Below are 22,529 nucleotides of genomic sequence, written 5' to 3' on the forward strand. Positions count from 1 at the left end.
AAAGGAATGGGGTATAATTCTACCATGACGCGGACACAAAAATGTCCGGAAAACACAGGGAATGATTCAGGTATCACTAATTATGGAGGTGTACTATGAGTACAGAGAGCAAATCCATATGGGGGAATGTCCCCATACTGGACACCATCAACAAAGTCCCCGGCGGTCTGATGGTCGTACCCCTGATCCTAGGCTGTCTCGTGAATACCGTTGCGCCCAACGCGCTGATGATCGGCAGTTTTACAACGGAACTCTTCAAAAAAGGCGCCCTGGCCCTGATCGCGGTACTGCTTTTGTGCAGCGGCGCGCAGATCACGGTCAAGACGGCAGGTCTCGCCCTGTGGAAGGGCGTCGTCCTCAACGCGAGCAAGGTGCTCCTTGGCGTCATCCCCGCTCTTGTGGTCGGGAAGCTCTACGGGCAGCACGCGACCTGGCTGGGTCTCACGCCCCTTGCCATGGTTTCCGCCATGTCCAATTCCAACGGCGGACTCTTCGCGGCCCTCGCGGCAAAGTACGGCGATGATTCCGACGTCGGCGCCGTAGCCGTTTTGTCCAGTAACGACGGACCCTTCTTTGAAATGGCCTTTATGGCGGGCGCGGGCCTGGCCAATATCCCTTGGCTGACGCTCTTTGCCGTTGTGGTGCCGATCATCGTCGGCATGATTTTGGGCAACCTGGACGACAAGTTCCGGGAATTCCTGAAACCCGGCGTAATGCTCTCCATCCCTCTTTTCGCCTTCCCGCTGGGCGCGGGCCTGAGCCTCAAGCAGCTGGCTTCCGCCGGACCTCCGGGGATTCTCCTGGGCCTTTTGACCGTAGCCGTAACGGGAATCGGCAGTTTCTTTGTCTTTAAAGCGCTCGTACCGAAAAAATACCGGAGAAACGGCGCCGTCGGCGCGGCTGTGGGAACCACGGCGGGAAATGCGGCGGGTACGCCCGCGGCCTTTGCGGCTGTGGATCCGTCCTTCGCCCCCTACGCTGCCGTAGCGACGGCTCAGGTCGGCGCCTCGATCATTATCTCGGCCATCCTGACGCCCTTTATCGTGGATTTCCTCTACAAGCGGGAGCTGAAGAAACAGGGCCTCGCCGATGAGGGCGGGGGAAAGGTAAAAGCAGGCGGAACGGATCTCTAGACAAACACATCAATATACGGAAAAAAGAGACTGCCGCGACGACGGCGGCAGTCTCTTTTTCTTTCTCTGTATAAAATGTTAACGCATGGGGAGAATATCGATTTCCACTCTTCTGTTACGGGCCTTTCCGCGCTCGGTGTTGTTGCTGGCGACGGGTTCCGATTCGCCGTAACCTACGGTTCGAATTCTCCGTGAAGAAACGCCCCGCCGTACGAGATAATTTTTGATGCTCTGGGCTCTGCGCTCCGAGAGATCGAGATTGTAGGAGGCGCTGCCGTCGCTGTCCGTGTGGCCCGCCACAACGATCCGCGTTTCGGGGTAGCGGATCAGAACGTCCGCGATATCATCCAAGGCGTCGTAAAAAGCCGGACGGATTTTGTACTGATCCGTACCGAAGGTCACGCCGCCGGGAAGATAGAGATTGAGGTTTTCCCCCTTTCTTCTGACTTCCACATTGCCGCGGCCCAGGCGAGAGCGGAATTCCTTTTCCTGATTGTCCCGGTAGGCGCCCCAGCCGAGACCCGCCAGCGATCCCACGGCCGCCCCCACCAAAGTCCCCTTGGTATTTTTGCCGACGGCCTGACCGACAAGAGCGCCGACGCCCGCGCCCACCAGCGTCCCCTTTCCTTTGCTGCTTCTTGCCAATGTATTTGCCGAACCAAGCAACAGTCCCGAGATCAGAAAGCCCGTAATCAGTTTTTTCGTCATCTTTAAAACCTCCTTATTTAATATGGGATATTTTGTGATTGGTTCTATTTTACATGATCTGTATGGCGCGAATATTTCAGTGACAAGAAAATAATCTCGTTGTTTTTTCATCGTTTATTGACATTTTCCGGAAATTCCGTTATAATACAAATATGACAAAAAAGACAACTTCGGAAGATACCGCATTCCAGATCAGATTTGGCGCATAAGCGGGGGTTCGTATGTCCATCATCAGAAAATTAACGCGATATTTCGGTTTCGTTCCCCTTTTTTGCTGCCTGCTCTACGGGGAGGAAGTGGTGGATATGCCCCCCGGACAGGCTACAGACAGCGAAATAAAGGTGCTTTTGACCTTTGACGACGGTCCCGGCCCCTATACGGAAAAGCTCCTTGACGAGCTCAAAGAAGCGAGCGTTCACGCGACGTTTTTTGTCCTCGGATCCCTCGCGAAAAAAAATCCCGACGTGATCAAGCGCATGGCCGAGGAAGGACATACCGTGGCCAACCACACCTGGTCCCACCCGAATCTCCTGACGCTGAATTATCCGAAACAGTTGAGCCAGATCAACCGGACCACCGCGATCCTTGAAGAGCTGACCGGGCAGAAAGTCAAGTTTTTCCGTCCGCCCTACGGCAACGCGGGAAAGAAGCTCGAGCAAGCCCTCGATCTCGTGACCGTGCGCTGGGGTCCCTACGATACGAAGGATTGGGCCGAAAAAAACAGAAAGCCCGCCGTTGTGGCCGATAAAATCCTGCAAGGGCTCGTCAACGGATCCATCATCCTGCTCCATGATCCCCACAAATCGACGGTGGAGGGCGTGGCCCTCGCCTTTTCCAAAATCAAAGAACAGGGGCTTTCCGTGCGCTTTCTCTCTTTGGATGAATATTTCAGCCTAAACGATATTGCGTACAAACCCGGAACGGCCATTTCTTCTTTCGTCCCGAAAAAAGCAAAGAAGCCGCCGGCGGCAACAGATGAAGGGCCGGAAATCACAAGCGCGGAAGTAACCCTCCTGAGGCGTCCCGCTCTTGCGGCAGCCGGCAGGGAAAGCCGGACGCCCGCTCAGGTTTTGGTCAAAAAAACCGCCGTTTCTAAGTCAGTGGCGGCCGCCCGGAGAGACGAACCGCTGATCACGCGGATCCAGCGGGCGAGAAAACTGAGTCCCGAGGAGATCGCCGCCGAACGGGAAAAGAGCCAAAAACGATTTCGCAAAAAAAAGTGGTTCCTGTAAGAAAACAGGAACCGCTTTTTTCATGAACCCCGATCCTACTTCGGTCGTATGAAAATCCGTTTACTTCGATTGGCCCTTGCCGCTGCGATCCGTATATTTCGTGTGGAAGAATTTGTGGGCCAGTTCCCCCTTGTAAGGCTCGCCGAGATATTTGGCGTAGAGCTCCTTGACAAAGGCGTTTTCGTGGGACATTCGGATATCCTTGTGGTAATCCAGATCCTGGATGGCCTCGTAACGCTTCTTGATGACATTGAAGTCTCCGTTGTGGAAAGGCTGTCCTCCTCCGCCGATACAGCCTCCTTTGCAGGCCATGACTTCCACGACGTGAAACTGCTCTTCCCCGGAAAGAATCTTTTCGACCACTTTCCTGGCGGCCCCGAGTCCGTGGGCAACGCCCAGACGCAGCGTCAGTCCGTCGTTTATTTTCACCTCGGCCACGCGGACTTCCTCGAGTCCCCGCAGCGCCACAAAATCGAGATTTTCCAGCTTTCCGTCGGTCACCCACTCGTAGAGCGTTCTGGCCGCGGCCTCCAAGACCCCGCCTGTTCTTCCAAATATGCTGGCGGCCCCGGTGGATTCACCCATGGGATCGTCAAATTCTCCGTCGGGCAGCGCGGCGAGATCGATGTTGTACTGGTGAAACAGCCTGGAAAGTTCCCGGGTCGTGATGGAATAATCCACATCGGGTATGCCGTCTCTGGTAAATTCTTCCCGGGACGCCTCGTATTTTTTGGCGAGGCAGGGCATTATCGATACGCAGACGATGTCCTCCCTGGGAATATTTTTGTTCTTCGCCCAGATCTCCTTCGTCATGGCGCCGAATATCTGCTGGGGGGATTTCGTCGACGAAAGATTGCCTAAAATCTGCGGGTAGTTCAATTCCGAAAAGCGCACCCAGGCGGGACAGCAGGAGGTAAACAGGGGAATCTTGACGGATTTGTCCCCGGCGAGGGCCTTTTCCAGCCTGTGCTTCAGCTCCGTGGCCTCTTCCATGATCGTCACGTCCGCGGCGAAATTCGTGTCAAAAACGGCGTCTATTCTGAGTTTCCGAAGAGCCGTGACGACTTTTTTCGTCACATCCGTACCGCCGGGCAAATCAAAGAGTTCCCCCAAAGCCACCCGCACCGCGGGCGCCATATGCACAACGACCGTCTTTTTGTCGTTGCCGATATCTTCAATGAGCCGGGTGTAGTTGTCGGTCTCCGAAAGGGCGCCGACGGGGCAGACCGCGACGCATTGTCCGCAAAAAGTGCATTTGGTCTCAATCAGGTCCGCGTTGAAGGCCGTATTGACCACGGCGTCGAAACCGCGCCCGAGTCCCGTGAGGATTCCGCAGTTCTGGATGTTCGCGCAAATATTCTCACATCGGCGGCACATGACGCATTTGGCGAGGTCCTTCGTGATCGAGACGGATTTCTGTTTGGGCTGCTGGGCGTGATGCCCCTCGAAGCGGAGCTCCCGGAGTCCGAAATCCATGGCGATCTTCTGCAGTTGACAAAAACCGTTTTTCCCGCAGGTGAGGCAGGTATTGGGATGGTCGGAAAGTAGAAGTTCCAGGATCACCTTTCTGCGGTTCATGACATTGGCCGAATCGGTGATGACTTCCATGCCTTCCCCCACGGGGGTCGTACAGGAAGGGACAAGCCTCCCCATGCCTTTGATTTCCACGACGCAGATCCGGCAGGACGCGCAATTGTTCTTGAATCCGATCTCCTCCATATTCATGTAACAGAGATTGGGAATTCTGACGCCGACCTTGGCGGCGGCGTCCAGGATGGTCGTCCCCTCGGGGGCGACTACGGTTTTGTCGTCTATTTTCAATTTGATCATCTTCATAATCGTATAACCTCCCTGAGTCCTTATTCCATATTGACGGCGTTAAAGCGGCAGGCGCTGTAGCAGGCGCCGCACTTGATACAGAGCTCCTGGTTGATCGTATGGGGCTTTTTCGGAAATCCCGTGATGGCCATGACCGGGCATACCTTGGCGCAGGCCGTGCAACCGATACAATTGCTCTCGTCGATCCTGTAGACCAGAAGCCCCTGGCAAACTTTGGCGGGACAGCGTTTTTCCACAATATGGGCGATGTATTCGTCCTCAAATTTCTGCAGCGTCGAAAGAACCGGATTGGGCGAGGTCTGACCGAGACCGCAGAGCGACGTGGTCTTCACGGTTTCCGCCAGGGTCTTCAGAAGTTTGATGTCCTCCAGTTTCCCGTTTCCGGTCGTAATCCGCTGCAAAATCTCGAAAAGGCGGGTATTTCCGACCCGGCAGGGAGTACATTTCCCGCAGGATTCGTCCAGCGTGAATTCCAGGAAAAACTTGGCGATGGCGACCATACAGTCGTCCTCATCCATGACAACCATACCGCCGGAACCCATGATGGCCCCCTTGGCGCTCAAGTTGTCAAAATCCACCTGAATGTCGAGATCCGCCTCCGAGAGACAGCCTCCCGAAGGTCCGCCGGTCTGGACCGCTTTGAATTTTTTCCCATTTTTGACGCCGCCGCCGATCTCAAAGATGATCTCCCGCAGCGTGATCCCCATGGGGACTTCGACGAGGCCCACATTGGCGATTTTCCCCGAAAGCGCGAAAACTTTGGTGCCGGGGGAACCGGGCGTTCCCACTTCTTTGAACCAGGAAGCGCCGTTCAAGATGATCCCCGGGACGTTGGCGAAGGTTTCGACATTGTTGACGACCGTCGGCTTCCCTAAATATCCGCTGTCTATGGGATAGGGCGGCTTCGAGGTGGGCTCTCCGCGCTTTCCTTCCATGGAGCGCAATAGCGCCGTTTCCTCGCCGCAGACAAAGGCGCCGGCCCCCAGTCTCAGCTCGATGTCGAAGGAAAAATCCGTCCCGAAGATGTTTTTTCCGAGGAAGCCTTTCCTCCGCGCCGCTTCTATAGCGACGGAAAGTCTGTGCATGGCCAGGGGGTATTCGGCCCGGATGTAAACAAAGCCCTTGACGGCCCCGATGGCGTAAGCGCCGATAACCATACCTTCGATCACCAGATGGGGGTCGCCCTCGAGGACCGAGCGGTCCATAAAAGCGCCCGGATCTCCTTCGTCAGCGTTACAAACGATATATTTCTCGTCGGATATTCTGTTGAAAGCCATTTCCCATTTGAGCCCCGTGGGGAAACCCGCTCCGCCTCTGCCCCGGAGACGGGATTCTTTCATTTCCCGCACGATTTCTTCCCGGGTCATGGACGTCAGCGCTTTACGCAAAGCCTCGTATCCGTCGTTTTGAATGAAATCCTCAATGTTCTCGGGATCGATGATTCCGCAATTTTTGAGCACCCGCCGGACCTGTTTCCGATAAAATCCGATCTCGCCGGGATTGTATACTTTCTGTCGGGTGTCCGGATCCGTGTAAATGAGCCGGTCCACGATTTGATGTTTCATGATGTCGCTTTCGATGATCTCCCGGGCGTCTTCGGGCTTCACTTCCAGATAAAAATTGTTTTCCGGCAACACGGCCACGATGGGGCCTTTTTCGCAGAACCCGAAGCAACCGGTCAACGCAGCTTCCACCTGATCTTCCAGCTTGTATTCTCCGATGACTTTTTTCAGGTTGATCAGGATTTCTTCACTCTTGGAAGAGAGGCAACCGGTTTCTCCACAGACGAAAATTTTTCTCTTTTCCATGCTATTCCTCCCTGCATATTTTTCGGTTATTCGTGCACATTCGCCTTTTCCCGGTATTGCTCCAGGATCCCCTTGACGTCTTTGGGCAATACCTTGCCGTGAACGTCCTTGTCGATGACGATGACGGGGGCCAGCATACAGGCCCCGAAACAGCGCAGGCAGTCAATGGAAAACACGCCGTCCTCCGTCACCTGGCCCACTTCCACATTCAGGACCCGCTTCAATTCTTTCAATACCTTCTCGGCGCCGCGGACATAGCAGGCCGTTCCCAGACAGACGGAAATTTGGCGTTTCCCTCTGGGTTCCGTCGTAAAATAATTGTAAAAGCTGACCACTCCGTTGACTTTCGCCACGGGCGCGCCGATCTTGTCCGCGATATATTCCTGCAGTTCCCGGGGTAAATAGCCGAACAGACTTTGCGCCTTGTGCAGGATGGCAATCAGTTCTCCTTCTTTTTCTTCAAAGGATGAAATAAAGGCATCCAGCTCTTGAAAAAGTACGTTTTCGCCTTTGCAAATCATAAGTCCTCCTGAGTGCATATTTATTAGAGATTTAATCAGGAAATCGTGATGAAAATGATTCTGTTTATTACTTCTTTATATACCACTGGAATACATAAATTTCAAGTAAGTTTGGCGGAAAAATTTAAAAAGCGCGGCGCGTTCCTTCGGGCCGCGCCGCACATGGTTCACAGTTCTTTTTTATTTCGCTACGATATTAACAATTTTGTCGGGAATCGTGATGATTTTGACTACGGTTTTTCCCGCTAAATGCTTCCGGATATTGGGGAGCGCCAGGGCCGTCCGCTCGAGGACCTCGCTGGATGTACCACGCGCCGTATCGAAGGTCCCGCGCATTTTCCCGCTGATCTGGACCGCCACGGTCGTGATATCCGTATGGATCAAGTTTTCGTCGTAGGCCGGCCAGGTCTCGTTGAACACATAGCCGGAATTGCCGTATTCCTCCCACAGCTCGTCGGCGAAATGGGGTACGAAAGGCGAGAGCATGATGATGACATTCTTGAGGGCAAGGCCGAAGACATTTTTCGAAAGATCCGTCGCCTTTCCCAAATCAAGGATGTCGGCCTTGAAACTCTGCAATTCGTTGGTGAGTTCCATAATGGCCGCGATAGACGTATTGAAATGATAGTTGTCCTCGATGGAATCCGTGACTTTCTTGATCGTCTGGTTGAGCTTGATCAAAAGGTCTCTGTCCCGGCCGGCAGCGGCGCTCATATCGACGGCGGCGAATACGGCGTCTTCTTTATTCTCGAGGGCCAGTCTCCACACCCGGGAAAGAAAGCGCTGGGCCCCGATCAGGCCGTTTTCGTTCCATTCGAGCTCTTTTTCGGGCGGCGCCGTAAAGATAATGAAAAGCCGCGTGACGTCGGCGCCAAAGGCCGAAATCATCTCTTCGGGATCGACGCCGTTGTTCTTGGACTTGGACATTTTTTCGATCCGGATAACGAGTTCTTCGCCGGTCTTGGCGGAAAAAGCCTTCTCGCCGCTGCGGGTGATTTCCGTCGGGTAGAGGAAGCGGTTTTCCTTGGGGGAATAATAGGAGGGCCCCAGCACCATGCCCTGCGTCAGCAGGCGGGCGAAGGGTTCGTTGGATTTTTTGAGCCCGAGATCCCGCAGGATTTTCGTAAAAAACCGCGCGTAAAGCAGGTGCATGACGGCGTGCTCAATACCCCCGATATACTGGTTGACCGGCGTCCATCCGTCGACGATCACGCTGTCAAAGGGGGCGGTATCATTATTCGGGTCGCAGTAGCGGTCAAAATACCAGGAAGAATCGACGAAGGTATCCATGGTGTCCGTATCCCGCCTGGCGGGTCCGCCGCAGACAGGGCAGACGGCATTTTTGAAGGATTCCGAAGTCTCCAGGGGATTTCCGGCCCCACTGAAAGACACGTCCTCGGGGAGCTTTACGGGCAGATTCTCGTCTTTTTCCATGACGAGGCCGCATTTGGGACAATAGAGCGCGGGAATTGGCGTGCCCCAATAGCGCTGCCGGGAGACGCCCCAGTCCTTCAGACGATACTTGACGGTCCGCGTGCCCTTTTGGTTTTCCTCCACAAAGAGCGCGATTTTCTCAAGGGCTTCCTCTTGCGGCATCCCGTCAAACTGAGCGGAATTGGTCATGACGCCTTCATCCACATAGGCTTCGGTCATGGTATCGGCGTCGAGTTTGATTTCTTCTTTTTTTGCCTTGTCCCAAGGGTTGACGACAACCCGGATCGGGAGCTTGTATTTTTTCGCGAAGGCGAAGTCCCGCTCGTCATGGGCGGGCACGGCCATCACGGCGCCGGTTCCGTAATTCATCAGCACGTAATCGGCTATCCAGAGCTCTACTTTTTCGCCGGTAATGGGATTTTCCACATACCAGCCCGTGAATATTCCGTTTTTCTCGCGGCCTTCGGCGCTCCGCTCAATGAGATCCGTATTTTTCATGCGGGCCACGGCTTCTTTGATGCCGGGATTGACCGCGATGATCTTGTCGACAAGGGGATGCTCAGGGGCCAACACGCAGTACGTCACGCCGTAGATCGTATCGATACGGGTCGTGAACATCGGAAGGTCTTCTCCGTTTTCGACGACTTTAAAGACGATTTCCGTGCCGTAGGATTTTCCGATCCAGTTCTTTTGCATGATCAGCACTTTTTCGGGCCAGCCTTCCCGGATCTCGTCATGGCCGGAAAGAAGTTCCTCGGCGTAGTCTGTGATCTTGAAAAACCACTGTTCCAGCTCTTTTTGAATTACCGAAGTCTCCGGATGCCGCCAGCATTTTCCGTCTTCGACCTGTTCGTTGGCCAGGACCGTATTGCAGTCGGGGCACCAGTTGACCAGGGATTTTTTCCGGAAAACCAGTCCCTTTTCATAGAGCCGCTTGAATATCCACTGGTTCCACTTGTAGTATTCGGGGTCACAGCTGGCGATTTCCCGATCCCAGTCATAGGAAAAACCCATAAGCTTCATCTGACGCTTCATGTTGGCGATATTGGTTTTTGTCCAGACCGCGGGATGCGCTCCGTGCTCGATGGCGGCGTTTTCCGCGGGAAGCCCGAAGGCGTCCCAGCCCATGGGATGAAGGACATTGAAGCCTTTCATTTTTTTGTAGCGGGTCAGCACATCGCCGATCGTATAGTTTCGAGCATGCCCCACATGGAGCTTTCCCGAGGGATAGGGGAGCATTTCGAGGACATAGTAGTTTTCCTTGCCGGGGACTTTGTCCGGCGTCTTGAAAATTTTCTCCCGCTCCCATTTTTCCTGCCACTTTTTTTCTATTTCCCTGAAATTATAGTCTTTCAAAACAGTCACCTCATCAGTTTATCGGGTTATTGTATGATGCGCCCGGGCGATTCCCGAAAGGATCACGCCGCAGGCGACGGATACGTTTAGTGAATTGATTTTGCCGTACATGGGGATTTTGACCAGGACATCACAGTGTTCCCGTACTTTTTTCCGGATCCCCCTGCCTTCGTTGCCCAAGACCAGGACGGCTCGGTCGGCGTAAGGTTCTTCCGAAAAATCGCGCCCGGCGCTCCCCTCGGCGCCGTAGATCCAGAAGCCCAGAGTTTTCAGGCGGTCCAGGGCGAGGGAAATGTTGATGACCTTGCAGATCGGCACATGCTCGATGGCCCCCGTCGACGTCTTGACCACGGTTTCGCTGATCCGCGCGGCGTTACGCTCGGGAAGGATTATTCCTCCTACGCCGAAGACCTCGGCGCTTCGGATGATGGCCCCCAGATTGTGCGGATCCTGGATTTCATCGAGGACCAAAGCGATACATTTTTTCATGGGCGCCAGCCGTTCGAGCATCTCCCCGAATTCCAGGTAATAATTGTATTCGCTGAGAATGAGTGACACGCCCTGGGAATTGAGCGTCCGCTTGTCCGTATAAAAAATCCGGATATTGCGTTCGCCCGCCAGTTTTTTCACAAGGAGTAAACGCTCGTCCCGCGCCCCCTTGTAAATCTCTATCTTTTCAATATTGTTTTCCCTGTTCCGCAACGCTTCTATTACGGGATTGATGCCAATTACTCTATCCATGGATTTTTGCAGACCGAAGGCTCTTACAACCGGATCTTGATCCTTTCGATCTCCGCTCCTAACTTTTTTAGTTTTTTATCGAAAATTTCATAACCCCGATCCACGTGGTAGATCCGGTTGACGACGGAAGTTCCCTTTGCCATAAGCGCCGCCAGGACCAGAGCCGCTCCGGCCCGCAAGTCGCTCGCCATGACGTTTGCGCCCGAAAGTTCCCTGACTCCGGTGATCTTGGCCAGATCGCCGTCGACGCTGATCTGGGCGCCCATGCGGTTCAGCTCCGCCACGTGCATGAAACGGTTTTCGAAGATCGTTTCCTTGATCTCGCTCTTCCCCTTGACCAGGGACAAAAGCGTCATCATCGGCGCCTGGATATCCGTCGGAAATCCGGGGTGGGGCATGGTCACCACTTCCGCGGGCGAAAGATCCGACAGTTTCGATAAAATCCGCAGCGTATTTCGCGTAAAGCGGTATTTGAGACCCATTTCCTCGAGTTTCAACAGGAAGCCGTTCAGATGCTCACGATTGACGCCGCTCACGGTGACATCGCCCTCAAAGAGGATCGCGAGGATGATATAGGTCGCCGCCACGATCCGGTCGCTGATGATCGTATGCTCGCCGGGCGTCAGTTTCTTTACGCCCTCGATGACAACGGTGCTTGTGCCGGCCCCCTTGATCTTCGCGCCCATTTTGTTGAGAAAATCAGCCAGATCCTCAATCTCAGGCTCCCGGGCCGCGTTTTCGATAACCGTGGTCCCCCGGGCTTTCGTCGCCGCCATCATGATGTTTTCCGTCGCGCCGACGCTGGGCATATCGAGGATAATGCCGCCTCCGGAAAGGCCGTTTTTCGCGACCGCGTCCACATAGCCGTTGACGATTTTGTATTTGACGCCCAGGGCCTCAAAGCCCTTCAAATGAAGGTCCACCGGCCTTAGGCCGATATTGCACCCCCCGGGTAGAGACACGTTGGCTTTTCCCGCGTAGGCCAGGATCGCGCCCATGGCGAGAAAGGAGGCCCGCATTTTCTTGACGATCTCATATTCGGCCGTCAAGGTACTCAGGCCGTTATTAGTGATCTTGTAGGCGTGGGGGCCCGCTTTTTCCACAAGGAGACCGAGGCTCGTCAAAAGCTCGATGGACGTCTTGATGTCCCGCAGATTGGGGACATTTTTCAGCGTATAGGTCCCCTTTTCCATGAGCGTAGCCATAAAAACCGGGAGCGACGAATTTTTCGATCCGTCAACCCGGATTTCCCCCATCAGCCGTTTTCCGCCCGTGATCCGGAATGCCTCGACGCCAACCATTTGGAAGACTCCTTGTATTTTTTCGGTAACTATTGAATTATATCACAAAGCAAGCTTTTTGGAAAGCGGAATTTTACTTTGCCTTCCCGAGATAGGCGGCTTTGACGGCTTCGTTTTCCAGAAGCTCCGCGCCTGTGCCGACGATGGTGATTTCTCCCGTCTCCATGACATAGCCCATATCGGCCGCTTTGAGGGCCATATTGGCGTTTTGCTCGATGAGCAGAATCGTCACGCCCTGCCGGTTGATTTCGCGGATAATGGCAAAAACGCCCTGCACGATAAGCGGCGCCAGACCCAGCGAAGGCTCGTCCATCATGATGAGTTTCGGCCTTGACATGAGCGCCCGACCGATGGCGAGCATCTGCTGCTCCCCTCCGGAAAGGGTGCCGGCCATCTGCCACGAGCGGTCCTTCAAGATCGGAAACAGCGTATAGATCCAGTCGAGGTCCGACTCCAGCGAATCGTTTCTCATAAAGGCCCCGATTTTGAGATTCTCCAAAACCGTAAGATTGGAAAAAACCCTTCTCCCTTCGGGAACGAGGGTAATGCCCTCGGCAACGACGGTATCGGTGGGCTGTCCGAGGAGCTCTTTGCCGTCAAAGCGGATGCTGCCCGTGGCAGGCACGAGCCCCGCGATGGCCCGGAGCGTGGAGCTTTTTCCGGCGCCGTTTGAGCCCACGAGCGTCACGACCTTTCCTTTTTCCACGGAAAAATTGATGTTTTTCACGGCCCGGATGCCGCCGTAGGCGACGCTCAGGTCTGTGATGGTCAATAAATTGTTGTCCCTATTCATCCTGCACCCCCAGATAGGCGTCGATAACCCGCTTGTTGCGCTGGATTTCCGGCGGGGTCCCGCTCGCGATCATTTCCCCGAAATCGAGGACGTAGATCCGGTCGGAAATCTCCATGACGAGGTTCATGTGATGCTCGATCATGAAGACCGTCAGCCGAAAGTCGTCTTTGATTTTCTGGATAAACGCAGTCAGTTCGTCCGTTTCCTGGGGATTCATGCCGGCCGCGGGCTCGTCCAGCAAAAGGAGCGAAGGCTGCGTCGCGAGCGCTCTCGCGATCTCCAGATGACGCTGCTTGCCGTAGGGGAGCGCGCTTGAAACCTCGTCCCGCAAGTCGGCGAGGCCCACGATTTCCAAAAGCTCAAGGGCCCGTTTGCGATTTTCCCGCTCTTCCCGTAAGTTCAGACGAAAAATGGCCGAGAGGAAATCGGCTTTTGACCGCATATGGGTCGCGATGAGGATGTTCTCAAAAACCGTGAGACGCCCGAAAAGCCGGATATTCTGAAATGTGCGGGCAATGCCCAGCTTTGTGATTTTATCCGGCGTATGCCGTATGGTTTTTGTATATTTCCCGACATTTTGGGCTTTGCAGATCTTTTTCATGCCGCCCTTGGGAAAATCGGAGATGATGCAGTTGTCCCTGAAATACACGGCGCCGTTGGTGGGGGCGTAAACGCCGGTCACTACGTTGAAAGCCGTGGTTTTCCCCGCGCCGTTGGGTCCGATCAGGGCGACGATTTCCCCTTCGTCCACGACGAGGGAAAGGTTATCGACGGCCACAACGCCGCCGAATTGCATCGTAATATTTTCAAGTTTCAAAACATGCTCAGGCACCGGAACCACCCGCCTTCCTTCCCGCTTTCCGCTTCAGCAGTCCGCGGTATTTCTTGTCTTTGAACCAGAAGTAAATTCCGTCCCAGGAAAATTCCTTCGTCCCCATGATTCCTTTGCGGAAAAAGAGCACGACGAGCATCAGAAGTATTGAAAAGATGACCATTCTGAGTCCCGGGCGGAACAAGGGAACCGGTATGTTCCCGATCATGAGCGGGCTGTCAAAGAAACGCAGCCATTCGAGGCCGTAAGTGATCACAAAGGAAGCGAGGACGGTCCCCGTTACGCTTCCCATGCCGCCCAGCACCACGATCAGGAGAAAATTGTATGTCAACGTAAAATAAAACTGCTTGGGGTCAATGGTTGTGAGGAAGGACGCGTAAAGTCCCCCCGCGATGGCGCTGAAAAATGCGCTCACCGAAAAAGCCAGCTCTTTGTGCAGCGTAAGGTTGATGCCCATGGCCTCGGCGGCCACATTGTCCTCCCGGATGGCCTTGAAGGCCCGACCGTAGGACGAATTGATCAGGAGCATCATAATGCCGATACAGAGAGCGGCGATACCGAACACGGTAAACATGGACGTAATCGGCGGGATGCGTTTGATGCCGAAGGCGCCGTTGGTGATCGTGGGCATGTTGGTGAGGACGATCCGGATGATTTCCGAAAAGCCCAGCGTCGCGATGGCCAGATAGTCGCTTTTGAGCCGCAAGACCGGGTAACCGATCAAAAGGGCCAGAACGGCCGCGATCAAGCCTCCGATGAGGATGGCCGCCACAAAAGGCAGGCGCATTTCCACAAGCCAGGGCGCCATGGGCTCCACATAGAATATGGATTTGATGCTAGCCTTGGGGATCGTGAAAACGGCTACGCTGAATGCCCCTATGGCCATAAAGCCCGATTGCCCCAGGGAAAATAGCCCCGTAAAGCCGTTGACGAGATTCATGGAAACGCTGACGATCGCGTATATTGCGGATAAATTTAATATTCTTTTGACATAGGGCGAGCCCAAATGGCCCCTATCCACCGCAAAGAGAAAGATCACCGCGACAGCGACAAGACAGACCGTACATAAAAATTTGATTTTCTTATCCATGGGCGCTCACACCTTGTCCGTTGTCTTTTCCCCCAGGAGGCCTGTGGGTTTGACGATCAGCATAATAATCAGAAGCGCGAAGGCGAAAGCGTCGCGATAGCCCGTCATCTTCGGGAAAAAGGCGATCAGCATGGGCTCCGTAATCCCGAGGATGAGCCCGCCCAGGACAGCGCCCGGGATGTTGCCGATCCCGCCGAAGACAGCGGCGATAAAACATTTGAGGCCCGGCATCACGCCCACAAGGGGGAAAATGCTCGGGTATTTGGCCCCCCAGAGGATGGAGCCGATAGCGGCCAAAAAGGAGCCGATTCCGAAGGTCGTCGAGATGACCCGGTTGATCTTGATCCCCATGAGTCGCGCCGTTTCATAATCTTTGGAAACCGCCCGCATGGCCATCCCCATTTTCGTCCGATGGACGAGAAACATGAGCGCCAAAAGCAAAAATACCGTAATGATGGGGGTTACCACAGTCACCAGCTGAAAGGACACGCTGCCGAACTGCACAACCTTCGTCAAAAAGGGAATGTTGGGGTATCCCTTGGGAACGCCCGTAAAAATATAGATCGCCAGATTTTCAAGCAAATAGGAGGCGCCGATGGCGGAAATCATGATGGACATCCGCGGGGCGTCCCGTAAAGGCTTGTAGGCGCTTCGTTCCAAAAGCATCCCCAGCAGCACCGTCATCAACAGCACGAGGGGGATTGACAGATAGACCGGAAGCCCCATTCCGGCCATGGTGACCATCATAAAATATCCCGCCATCATGAAGACGTCGCCGTGGGCAAAATTGATCAGGAGCAAAATCCCGTATACCATGGTGTAGCCGATGGCAATCAGGGCGTACAGGCTCCCCAGGGACAGCCCGTTGATCAGGTGCTGGATAAAAATACCGGAGCTCATAGAAGCTTTCCTCCCGCCAGCGGATAAAAAGAATGAAAAGCTGCCCTGCGTTAATTCCAAACGACGAACGTAAGGCAGCTCTATTCATCCGCTTATTGTTGATTGTTCATTGATTTTTTCTTATTTGCCGACGCTCTGGCTGCTCAGGTATTCAAACTTGCCGCCTTTGATGACTTTGATGACCGCGAAATCCTTCTGCGCGTCGCCGTTTTCATCAAACTGGAACGAGCCCGTTACGCCTTCGAGACCCTTTGTCTCCGTGAGGGCTTTGCGGATCGCTTCGCCGTCTGTGGATCCGGCCCGTTTGATGGCGTCCAGGATCACAAAGTACGCGTCATAGCCCAGAGCCGCAACTGCGGGGATAATGGGATCCTTTCCGCCGAGGAAGCCCTTGAAGCCCGGAACGAATTTTTTCGCTTCGGCGGTGGCGGCGGAATTGTTTTCGTCAAAGAATGTCGAGAGCACAACGCCTTCGGCCGCGTCTCCGGCTACCTGGATGATGGACTCGTTTTCCCAGGTGTCGCCGCCCATAATGAGGGCGGAAATCCCCAAGGCCTTGGCCTGTTTGATGATGAGACCGGCCGATACGATGGACGAAGGCGCGAAGATAACGTCAGCGCCGGCGGATTTGGCGTTTGTCAGGATGGAATTGAAGTCCTGCTCATTGGTCTGGAACTGCTGGTCGGCCACGATTTCTCCGCCCAGTTTCTTGAACTCGCGCGTAAAGAAGCTGCCGAGCCCCGTGGAATAGTCGTCGCCCAGCTGGGTGATGACCGCCGCTTTCTTCTTGCCCTGGGCGATGGCGTAATTGGCCAGAACCGTGCCCTGGAAGGGGTCGAGGAAGCAGGCGCGGAAATAGAATTCGTTGCCTTCGGTTACCATGGGATTCGTACAGGAAGCGCCCATGGCGGGAACTTTGGCGTTGCGGAAAATGTCGCCGGCGGCGATGGATACGCCCGAGCCGTAGGAGCCGATGACGGCCACGACTTTTTCTTTTTCCACAAGTCTCGTGGCGGCTACGACCGCTTCGGCTTTGTCGGATTTGTTGTCCACAATGACAAGCTCAACTTTTTTGCCCAATACTTCAGGATAAACTTGGTTGGCGTACTTGATCCCGTCGACTTCCTGGGATCCGCCGCCGCCGTTTTCGCCGGTCAGCGGTTCAAAAACGCCGATTTTGATCGTGTCGTCAGCGGCGAGGACTTTTTCGCCGTATCCGATGGTAAACGCGGCGGCTACAGCGAGAACTGCGGCCATCGATAAAAACAATTTTTTCATGCAGGTTACCCCCTTGAAAATGTGAGTTTGGATTTTTGGCGCCGGTGAAAGGCCGATGCAATACTTTATGACAAATATAGTAAAAATATATCACTTTTTTCGCTATTAATCAAGTAAAAGTTGAAAAAAATAAATGGAACGGAGGAGGCTTACCCGATACCGTGGGATTTTACGTGATTTCAATGGATTTTTTGTTCATTGACAGGCGGATTTAGAGGGTTAAAGGTAGACACGCCGGGCGATTTCGGGTATAATATAATAAAGAAAAGGCGTCGGTTACAGCACCCTAACCAAATGGTTGCAGCAATTTCGTGAATCTGGAGACATTGTCGCCCGAGGATCCGGAAATTTCTCATCAGATGAACAAAAAGAGATTGCACGTCTTAAACGTAAACTTCGCGATACAGAGGATGCACTTGAAGTCCTAAAAAAAGCTATCGACATTCTGGGAAAATGACAGAAAGTGTCAAGAAGTTCCACATTTATGAGCATTGGTAGCGATAGTCTATGGGCGAAGCTTAAGGACTGTAATAAAAGGAAGGAAAAACACTTGACAAATTGAGGAGGAAATAATGAAAAAGGTATTTAAAGAATTGCAAAGTATGATGGTTCTGCCACTTGGTGGTGGCTTCGGTCGCCGGGTGACCGTAGTACTCGCGCCGACCTTGACAAACGTGAAGCCTGGGTGTCGTCGCTCGGCAGAGAGGTCGAGCCCCATCGTCGGTTAATTCTGCATCGAAGCAACCCCCGTAAGGGCGATTTAAATTTTTTCAAGCTTAATTTTGTACCCCAATGTGTTCAAAACTCTTTGAAACGTACTGAAGTTTATTTTTTCCGCTTCACAGCTGCGGATTTTCTGTATGACCGTCGGAGAGACACCGACAAGTTCCGCCAATTTTCTTACGGATAGCTTCTTTTCCTGCATTTGCTCCAACACAAACTCCGACAGGAGAAATTGTTCATATTCCCGGTCGAATTTTTCTTTTTGCTCTGGAACTGCGGTTATGAATTTATCGAATGTTGTCGCCATCATTTCTCCTCCTGGTTTCTGTTCAAGTAATCAATGCGGTATTTTGTCGCCTTTTGGATCTCATTTTCCGGTAGTTTTTCACTTTTCTTATAAAAGCCATTCGTAATGACGATCCTCTTTCCGCGGACGAAAAAGGACAAATATCTGTCTGGTTGCGGTTTGAACGCAAATATATTATTTCCTTCATACCGAAATTTTCGGGTATCAATAATTTTTCCGAAATCAGCCATTTTCTTCACCAATAACAAGAACTTGCGCTTCTGATCATCGGAAACGGATAGAAAATACTCAAAAGCTTCACTATAACCACCTTTATCGTAATACCATTCTACGGTATAATAAATACCGGCATATACCACGCAGGTATCATTATTTAGCATTGGAACAACCATGTGTACTCCCTTTGTCTATTATCATATTTATTGTATCATAAATATGATACGAAGTCAAGGTAGTTTTTACTGATATAAAATTCCTCAGAATCTCCCCTTCGCAAGGGGAGATTCGCGGGTATTATTTGTAACAAGCGTCAAATCTTTACTTTTGGCGCGGGCGGCGATAAGCATATCCAAATGACCGATCAAATTCCCTTTTTTTGCAAATCCGCCCTTTTCTTCCACATTCCGACGCGGCAATAGCGTTAAAATCAAGAACCGTCACGCCTGCGAGAAAGGCGGCCAGTTTCCCCATATTCGACAATCGTTTTGCCCCGAGGTACAGGCTGACTTCGATATATACTCCTTTGAAAGTTATGTCAAGATTTTTTGGAAAAAACGACATTTTCACCGGACCGCATCGAAAAAACTTGCCCTTTCCTCAGTTCCGTGGTATATTATAATGAAGACTGAATTTTAGGAGGTGTTTCCGATGGAACAAATCTTGGAACTGCTGAATCAAAACAAACTTGCCGACGTCCGCAGACTGATCACGGAAGAAAATCCCGTCGACATCGCGGAATTCTGCGAAGAGCTGTCGCAGGAGCAATGCCTCAAATTGTTCCGCATCCTTCCGAAAAACATCTCCGCCGACGTGTTCTCCTATCTTTCCATCGAAAAACAGCAGGAGATCATTGAAGGGATCACCGACAACGAACTCAATTTCATCATCAACGAAATGTATCTGGACGACGCCGTGGACGTTGTCGAGGAAATGCCCGCCAACCTCGTGGACAGGATCTTGCGGACATCCTCGCCCGCCACGCGCAAATTGATCAACCAGTTTCTGAATTATCCCGAAAACAGCGCCGGCAGCGTCATGACCGTCGAGTATATCGCGCTGAAAAACACGCTGACCGTGGGGGAAGCCCTCGAATACATCAAAAAAAGCGATATCGACAGCGCCAGCTACGACACCTGCTACGTCATCGATCCCAAGCGTAAGCTGATCGGCAATATCTCGTTCAAAAGCCTCGTCTTTTTTGACGACGTCCTCGATATCGTGGACGTCATGGAGACGAATATCGTCATGACCACGACGACCCAGGACCAGGAAAATGTCGCCGAGCTCTTCCGGAAATACGACTTGACGTCCATGCCGGTCGTCGATACCGAAGAACGCCTCGTTGGAATCATCACCATCGACGATATCGTCGACGTCATCGACCGGGAAAATACCGAAGACTTCCAGAAAATGGCGGCCATTTCCCCCTCGGACGAAGAATATCTCAAGGAATCCGTCTTTTCCCTGGCCAAGCACAGGATCCTCTGGCTCCTGATCCTCATGATCTCGGCGACCTTTACGGGCCGGATCATCCGTCGCTATGAGGAAGTCCTGCAATCGGTTGTTGTCCTCGCGGCCTTTATCCCCATGCTGATGGATACGGGCGGAAACGCCGGATCCCAGTCGGCGACGCTGATCATTCGCGGGATCGCGCTGGGGGAAATTACCCTGAGCGACATCTGGCGGATCATCTGGAAGGAAACCCGGGTGAGCGTCATTGTAGGCGCGGCCCTTTCGGTAATCAATTTCGCGCGGATCCTGTTTTTTGAGCACGTGCCCTCACAGGTCGCCCTGGTCGTCAGCGTCAGCCTCTTCATCACCGTCGTCATGGCGAAAGTCGTGGGCGGCGTGCTGCCGGTCGTCGCAAAAGGTTGCAAAATGGATCCCGCCATTATGGCGAGCCCGCTGATTACGACCATCGTCGACGCCTGCGCGCTCACGATCTATTTCGCGCTTTCGACGCACTTCCTGCATCTCACGGCTGCGGCGGTATGAGGGAAAATCATGAAGAACACCGTGATCCGATACCAATACGACGGCAGCAATTTTTACGGATCCCAGAAGCAGGCCGACAAAAGGACTGTGCAGGGGGAAATGGAGCAGGCCCTGCGCTTCATTCTCAAAGAGAAAATCCGGCTGATTTCCGCGGGCAGAACGGACCGGGGCGTACACGCCCTCGAGCAGGTTTCAAATTTTGACAGCAGGCTCACGATCCCCTACGACCGCTTGTTTCTGGCCCTTTCCAATCTCGCGCCGCCCGATATCGGCATTCTGTCCGTTGATGAGGCGGAACCCGCGTTTAACGCGCGATTTTCGGCCAAAGAGCGGGAATACCGCTATGTCCTGACCGAACGCAAATCTCCCTTCACGGCCCGCTATCAGACTTATGTGGAACGCCTGCCGGAAATCGACAGATTCCGCGAGATCATGGCCCCCCTTGAAGGGGAGCACAATTTCCGCAATTTTATGCTTGTGGATACCGTGGAAAAGAATCCGGTCAAGAATATCTTTTTCATCCGAATGGAGAACATCGGAGATACGCTTGCGGTAACCGTTCGCGGGAATTCCTTCGGGAAATCCCAGATCCGGCTGATGCTGGGCGCGGCCCTGGACGTCTATTGGGGGAAAAGGCCCGCCGACTATATCCGGAGAATGCTGGCGGAACCCGATAAATTGCTAGAGCGAAAGCTCGCGCCACCCAACGGCCTTTATTTGTCCCGGATCATTTATTGAACGGGTTCACAAAAACGACATCTTATTCCGCGACCGGATTCCCCCTCCGGTCTCTTTTTTAAAGATCATACAACTTTGTAATCAATACAAAAACAGACGATGTTTAAACTTGTTTTGTTCAATGATGTTCAGATAATTGACATATTTCTGAGTTCCCTAAACGTATACAAATCGCCTGTTTCAGAACGAAGTGTTTTTTGGTCGTGCTATTTCCGAACAGTCCAAAAAAGATTTTTTCCACAGAATTCTCCGTGTTTTTTGTGTCCTTGGGAAATGCGGGAAAGCTGATATTACCCCTTGCGGACCTATGAATAAGGGGAATAAGCCACGAAAAGGACAGCGAAGGGCGCCGGATTTTATTGCAATAAAATGAAAATAAATGTTGACAAAATCAGAATTTCTAAGTATTATAAAAGAAGAATCATTACAAAAGTGTTTTTCTTTAATTTGTTGGGCCGAGAAAGAGGTGAAGGGCATGCAAGTTGAGAATATAGGCAATTTCTTAAAGAGCAAAGACATAAGACCTTCCTACCAACGAATCAAAGTATACCAGTATTTAATCGAGCACAAGAATCATCCTACTGTGGACATGATCTACAAGGCATTGGGTCCTGAGATCACGACCTTGTCAAAGACCACCGTATACAATACTTTGAACCTCTTTATACAGCACGGGATCGTAAACATGATCGTCATCGAAGAAAATGAAACCCGCTATGATGCCGATATGCACACACATGGCCATTTCAAATGCGTGAAATGCGGTAAGTTGAATGACGTGATGTTGCCGGAAGACGTCATTGACAGAATCACGGCTGAGGGTTGCGACGTTAAAGAAAAACATATCTATATGAAAGGGCTCTGCAGGGAATGCAAGGAATCCGTCAACAAATTGGTATGAGGACTTTTCCCTGAAAACCTGCGCGACCGGTTTTCGCGTGATCATACGCCGGAGATCGGGCTGGATTAGTTTGTGCCCGAAATCTTGGCGATATAGGAGGTATAAAACGATGTCCTACGGAAAAATCTGGAAGGAAAAGGGCGGAAAATCAGTAGTGGAAGTCGTATCCCGGGATTTTAACGAGGCGGCGCTCTCGGATAAATTCGAAGCGCTGGAAGAAAAGAGCCAGGACGCGGCCGTGGAAAAACACGTCCCCTATGTTGAAGAAACCGCCGAAGGCTATGTGGTCAAGGTCGGCAAAGCCGCCAAACACCCCATGGCGCCCGAACATTTTATCGAGTTTATCGAAATCCTCGTCGACGGTAGCTTCCTGTACAGGAAATACCTGAACCCCGGGGAGGAACCCGAAGCGCTGTTTCAAGTCCCCAAGGGCGGAAGCGTCAGCGCCAGGGAATATTGCAACGTACACGGCTTATGGAAAAATCAGTAAAACTATTTCAGGACAAAGGTGATCAGACATGAAAAAATACGAATGCAAGCTCTGCGGCTATATCTACGACCCCGCCATAGGCGATCCCGATAACGGCGTTGCTCCGGGCACGCCCTTTGAAAAATTGCCGGCCGGCTGGGTATGTCCACTTTGCGGCGCGGAAGTCGCGGAATTTGAGAAAATAGATTAA

Annotated in this window: 23 protein-coding genes; 8 read left to right on the top strand and 15 right to left on the bottom strand. The window is 52.6% G+C overall.

Annotated elements, in window-relative coordinates:
* The first annotated feature begins 95 nt into the window (after positions 1-95).
* A complete protein-coding gene (locus tag LBQ97_01540) occupies positions 96-1,133 on the top strand; it encodes a 2-keto-3-deoxygluconate permease (GenBank protein MDR1831399.1) in 1,038 nt (345 codons plus the stop codon).
* A gap of 78 nt (positions 1,134-1,211) precedes the next feature.
* Here LBQ97_01540 and LBQ97_01545 read toward each other — a convergent pair whose 3' ends face one another.
* The gene (locus LBQ97_01545) at positions 1,212-1,841 is read right to left on the bottom strand and encodes an OmpA family protein (protein ID MDR1831400.1); all 630 of its coding nucleotides are present in this window, start codon (positions 1,839-1,841) and stop codon (positions 1,212-1,214) included.
* A gap of 221 nt (positions 1,842-2,062) precedes the next feature.
* Between LBQ97_01545 and LBQ97_01550 the strand changes: the two genes are divergently transcribed.
* Positions 2,063-3,073 (top strand): polysaccharide deacetylase family protein, encoded by a 1,011-nt coding sequence (locus LBQ97_01550; GenBank protein ID MDR1831401.1) that lies wholly within the window; start codon positions 2,063-2,065, stop codon positions 3,071-3,073.
* 60 nt (positions 3,074-3,133) lie between these two features.
* Here the strand turns inward: LBQ97_01550 and LBQ97_01555 are convergent, their stop codons facing one another.
* From LBQ97_01555 to LBQ97_01605, 11 genes are all read right to left on the bottom strand, one after another.
* A complete protein-coding gene (locus tag LBQ97_01555) occupies positions 3,134-4,909 on the bottom strand; it encodes a [FeFe] hydrogenase, group A (GenBank protein MDR1831402.1) in 1,776 nt (591 codons plus the stop codon).
* Positions 4,910-4,932: 23 nt separating this feature from the next.
* Positions 4,933-6,720, bottom strand: a complete 1,788-nt coding sequence (locus LBQ97_01560; GenBank protein ID MDR1831403.1) for an NADH-quinone oxidoreductase subunit NuoF — start codon at positions 6,718-6,720, stop codon at positions 4,933-4,935.
* Between the two features lie 26 nt (positions 6,721-6,746).
* Entirely contained in the window at positions 6,747-7,241 is a 495-nt protein-coding gene (locus tag LBQ97_01565) for an NAD(P)H-dependent oxidoreductase subunit E (protein ID MDR1831404.1), read from the bottom strand.
* 180 nt (positions 7,242-7,421) lie between these two features.
* Positions 7,422-10,031 carry a leucine--tRNA ligase gene (gene leuS / locus LBQ97_01570; GenBank protein MDR1831405.1) on the bottom strand — a complete coding sequence of 870 codons (2,610 nt, stop codon included), beginning with the start codon at positions 10,029-10,031 and terminating at the stop codon, positions 7,422-7,424.
* Between the two features lie 18 nt (positions 10,032-10,049).
* Positions 10,050-10,772: a 23S rRNA (guanosine(2251)-2'-O)-methyltransferase RlmB gene (gene rlmB, locus LBQ97_01575; GenBank protein MDR1831406.1), complete on the bottom strand. Its 723-nt coding sequence runs from the start codon at positions 10,770-10,772 to the stop codon at positions 10,050-10,052.
* A gap of 23 nt (positions 10,773-10,795) precedes the next feature.
* Positions 10,796-12,073: a UDP-N-acetylglucosamine 1-carboxyvinyltransferase gene (murA, locus tag LBQ97_01580; protein ID MDR1831407.1), complete on the bottom strand. Its 1,278-nt coding sequence runs from the start codon at positions 12,071-12,073 to the stop codon at positions 10,796-10,798.
* 73 nt (positions 12,074-12,146) lie between these two features.
* Complete coding sequence (locus LBQ97_01585) at positions 12,147-12,866, bottom strand: ABC transporter ATP-binding protein (GenBank protein ID MDR1831408.1); 720 nt, start codon at positions 12,864-12,866, stop codon at positions 12,147-12,149.
* Entirely contained in the window at positions 12,859-13,662 is an 804-nt protein-coding gene (locus LBQ97_01590) for an ABC transporter ATP-binding protein (GenBank protein ID MDR1831409.1), read from the bottom strand. Before LBQ97_01590 ends, LBQ97_01585 begins: the two co-directional genes overlap by 8 nt.
* A 28-nt stretch (positions 13,663-13,690) precedes the next feature.
* Positions 13,691-14,788, bottom strand: a complete 1,098-nt coding sequence (locus tag LBQ97_01595; protein MDR1831410.1) for a branched-chain amino acid ABC transporter permease — start codon at positions 14,786-14,788, stop codon at positions 13,691-13,693.
* Between the two features lie 6 nt (positions 14,789-14,794).
* Entirely contained in the window at positions 14,795-15,688 is an 894-nt protein-coding gene (locus LBQ97_01600) for a branched-chain amino acid ABC transporter permease (protein ID MDR1831411.1), read from the bottom strand.
* Between the two features lie 120 nt (positions 15,689-15,808).
* The gene (locus LBQ97_01605; protein MDR1831412.1) at positions 15,809-16,966 is read right to left on the bottom strand and encodes an ABC transporter substrate-binding protein; all 1,158 of its coding nucleotides are present in this window, start codon (positions 16,964-16,966) and stop codon (positions 15,809-15,811) included.
* 572 nt (positions 16,967-17,538) lie between these two features.
* Between LBQ97_01605 and LBQ97_01610 the strand changes: the two genes are divergently transcribed.
* Positions 17,539-17,694 carry a hypothetical protein gene (locus LBQ97_01610; protein ID MDR1831413.1) on the top strand — a complete coding sequence of 52 codons (156 nt, stop codon included), beginning with the start codon at positions 17,539-17,541 and terminating at the stop codon, positions 17,692-17,694.
* Positions 17,695-17,726: 32 nt separating this feature from the next.
* Here the strand turns inward: LBQ97_01610 and LBQ97_01615 are convergent, their stop codons facing one another.
* The 3 genes from LBQ97_01615 to LBQ97_01625 all read right to left on the bottom strand — a co-directional run bounded on the left by LBQ97_01615 (position 17,727) and on the right by LBQ97_01625 (position 18,782).
* Positions 17,727-17,999: a helix-turn-helix transcriptional regulator gene (locus LBQ97_01615; GenBank protein ID MDR1831414.1), complete on the bottom strand. Its 273-nt coding sequence runs from the start codon at positions 17,997-17,999 to the stop codon at positions 17,727-17,729.
* A complete protein-coding gene (locus LBQ97_01620; GenBank protein MDR1831415.1) occupies positions 17,996-18,388 on the bottom strand; it encodes a type II toxin-antitoxin system RelE/ParE family toxin in 393 nt (130 codons plus the stop codon). Before LBQ97_01620 ends, LBQ97_01615 begins: the two co-directional genes overlap by 4 nt.
* Before the next feature lie 145 nt (positions 18,389-18,533).
* Positions 18,534-18,782: a hypothetical protein gene (locus LBQ97_01625; protein MDR1831416.1), complete on the bottom strand. Its 249-nt coding sequence runs from the start codon at positions 18,780-18,782 to the stop codon at positions 18,534-18,536.
* Between the two features lie 81 nt (positions 18,783-18,863).
* On the opposite strand from LBQ97_01625, the gene mgtE reads away from it, so the two are divergent.
* The 5 genes from mgtE (at position 18,864) to LBQ97_01650 (ending at position 22,529) form a co-directional block, all read left to right on the top strand.
* Entirely contained in the window at positions 18,864-20,210 is a 1,347-nt protein-coding gene (gene mgtE / locus LBQ97_01630; protein MDR1831417.1) for a magnesium transporter, read from the top strand.
* Between the two features lie 9 nt (positions 20,211-20,219).
* On the top strand, positions 20,220-20,948 hold the full coding sequence (gene truA, locus LBQ97_01635) for a tRNA pseudouridine(38-40) synthase TruA (protein MDR1831418.1): 729 nt from the start codon (positions 20,220-20,222) through the stop codon (positions 20,946-20,948).
* A 475-nt stretch (positions 20,949-21,423) separates the two neighbouring features.
* On the top strand, positions 21,424-21,849 hold the full coding sequence (locus tag LBQ97_01640) for a transcriptional repressor (GenBank protein MDR1831419.1): 426 nt from the start codon (positions 21,424-21,426) through the stop codon (positions 21,847-21,849).
* Between the two features lie 109 nt (positions 21,850-21,958).
* Positions 21,959-22,339, top strand: a complete 381-nt coding sequence (locus LBQ97_01645; protein ID MDR1831420.1) for a desulfoferrodoxin — start codon at positions 21,959-21,961, stop codon at positions 22,337-22,339.
* A gap of 28 nt (positions 22,340-22,367) precedes the next feature.
* Complete coding sequence (locus tag LBQ97_01650) at positions 22,368-22,529, top strand: rubredoxin (protein MDR1831421.1); 162 nt, start codon at positions 22,368-22,370, stop codon at positions 22,527-22,529.

It is taken from the genome of Fusobacteriaceae bacterium, assembly GCA_031272775.1.
In the GTDB taxonomy this organism is placed as follows: Bacteria; Fusobacteriota; Fusobacteriia; order Fusobacteriales; family Fusobacteriaceae; genus JAISST01.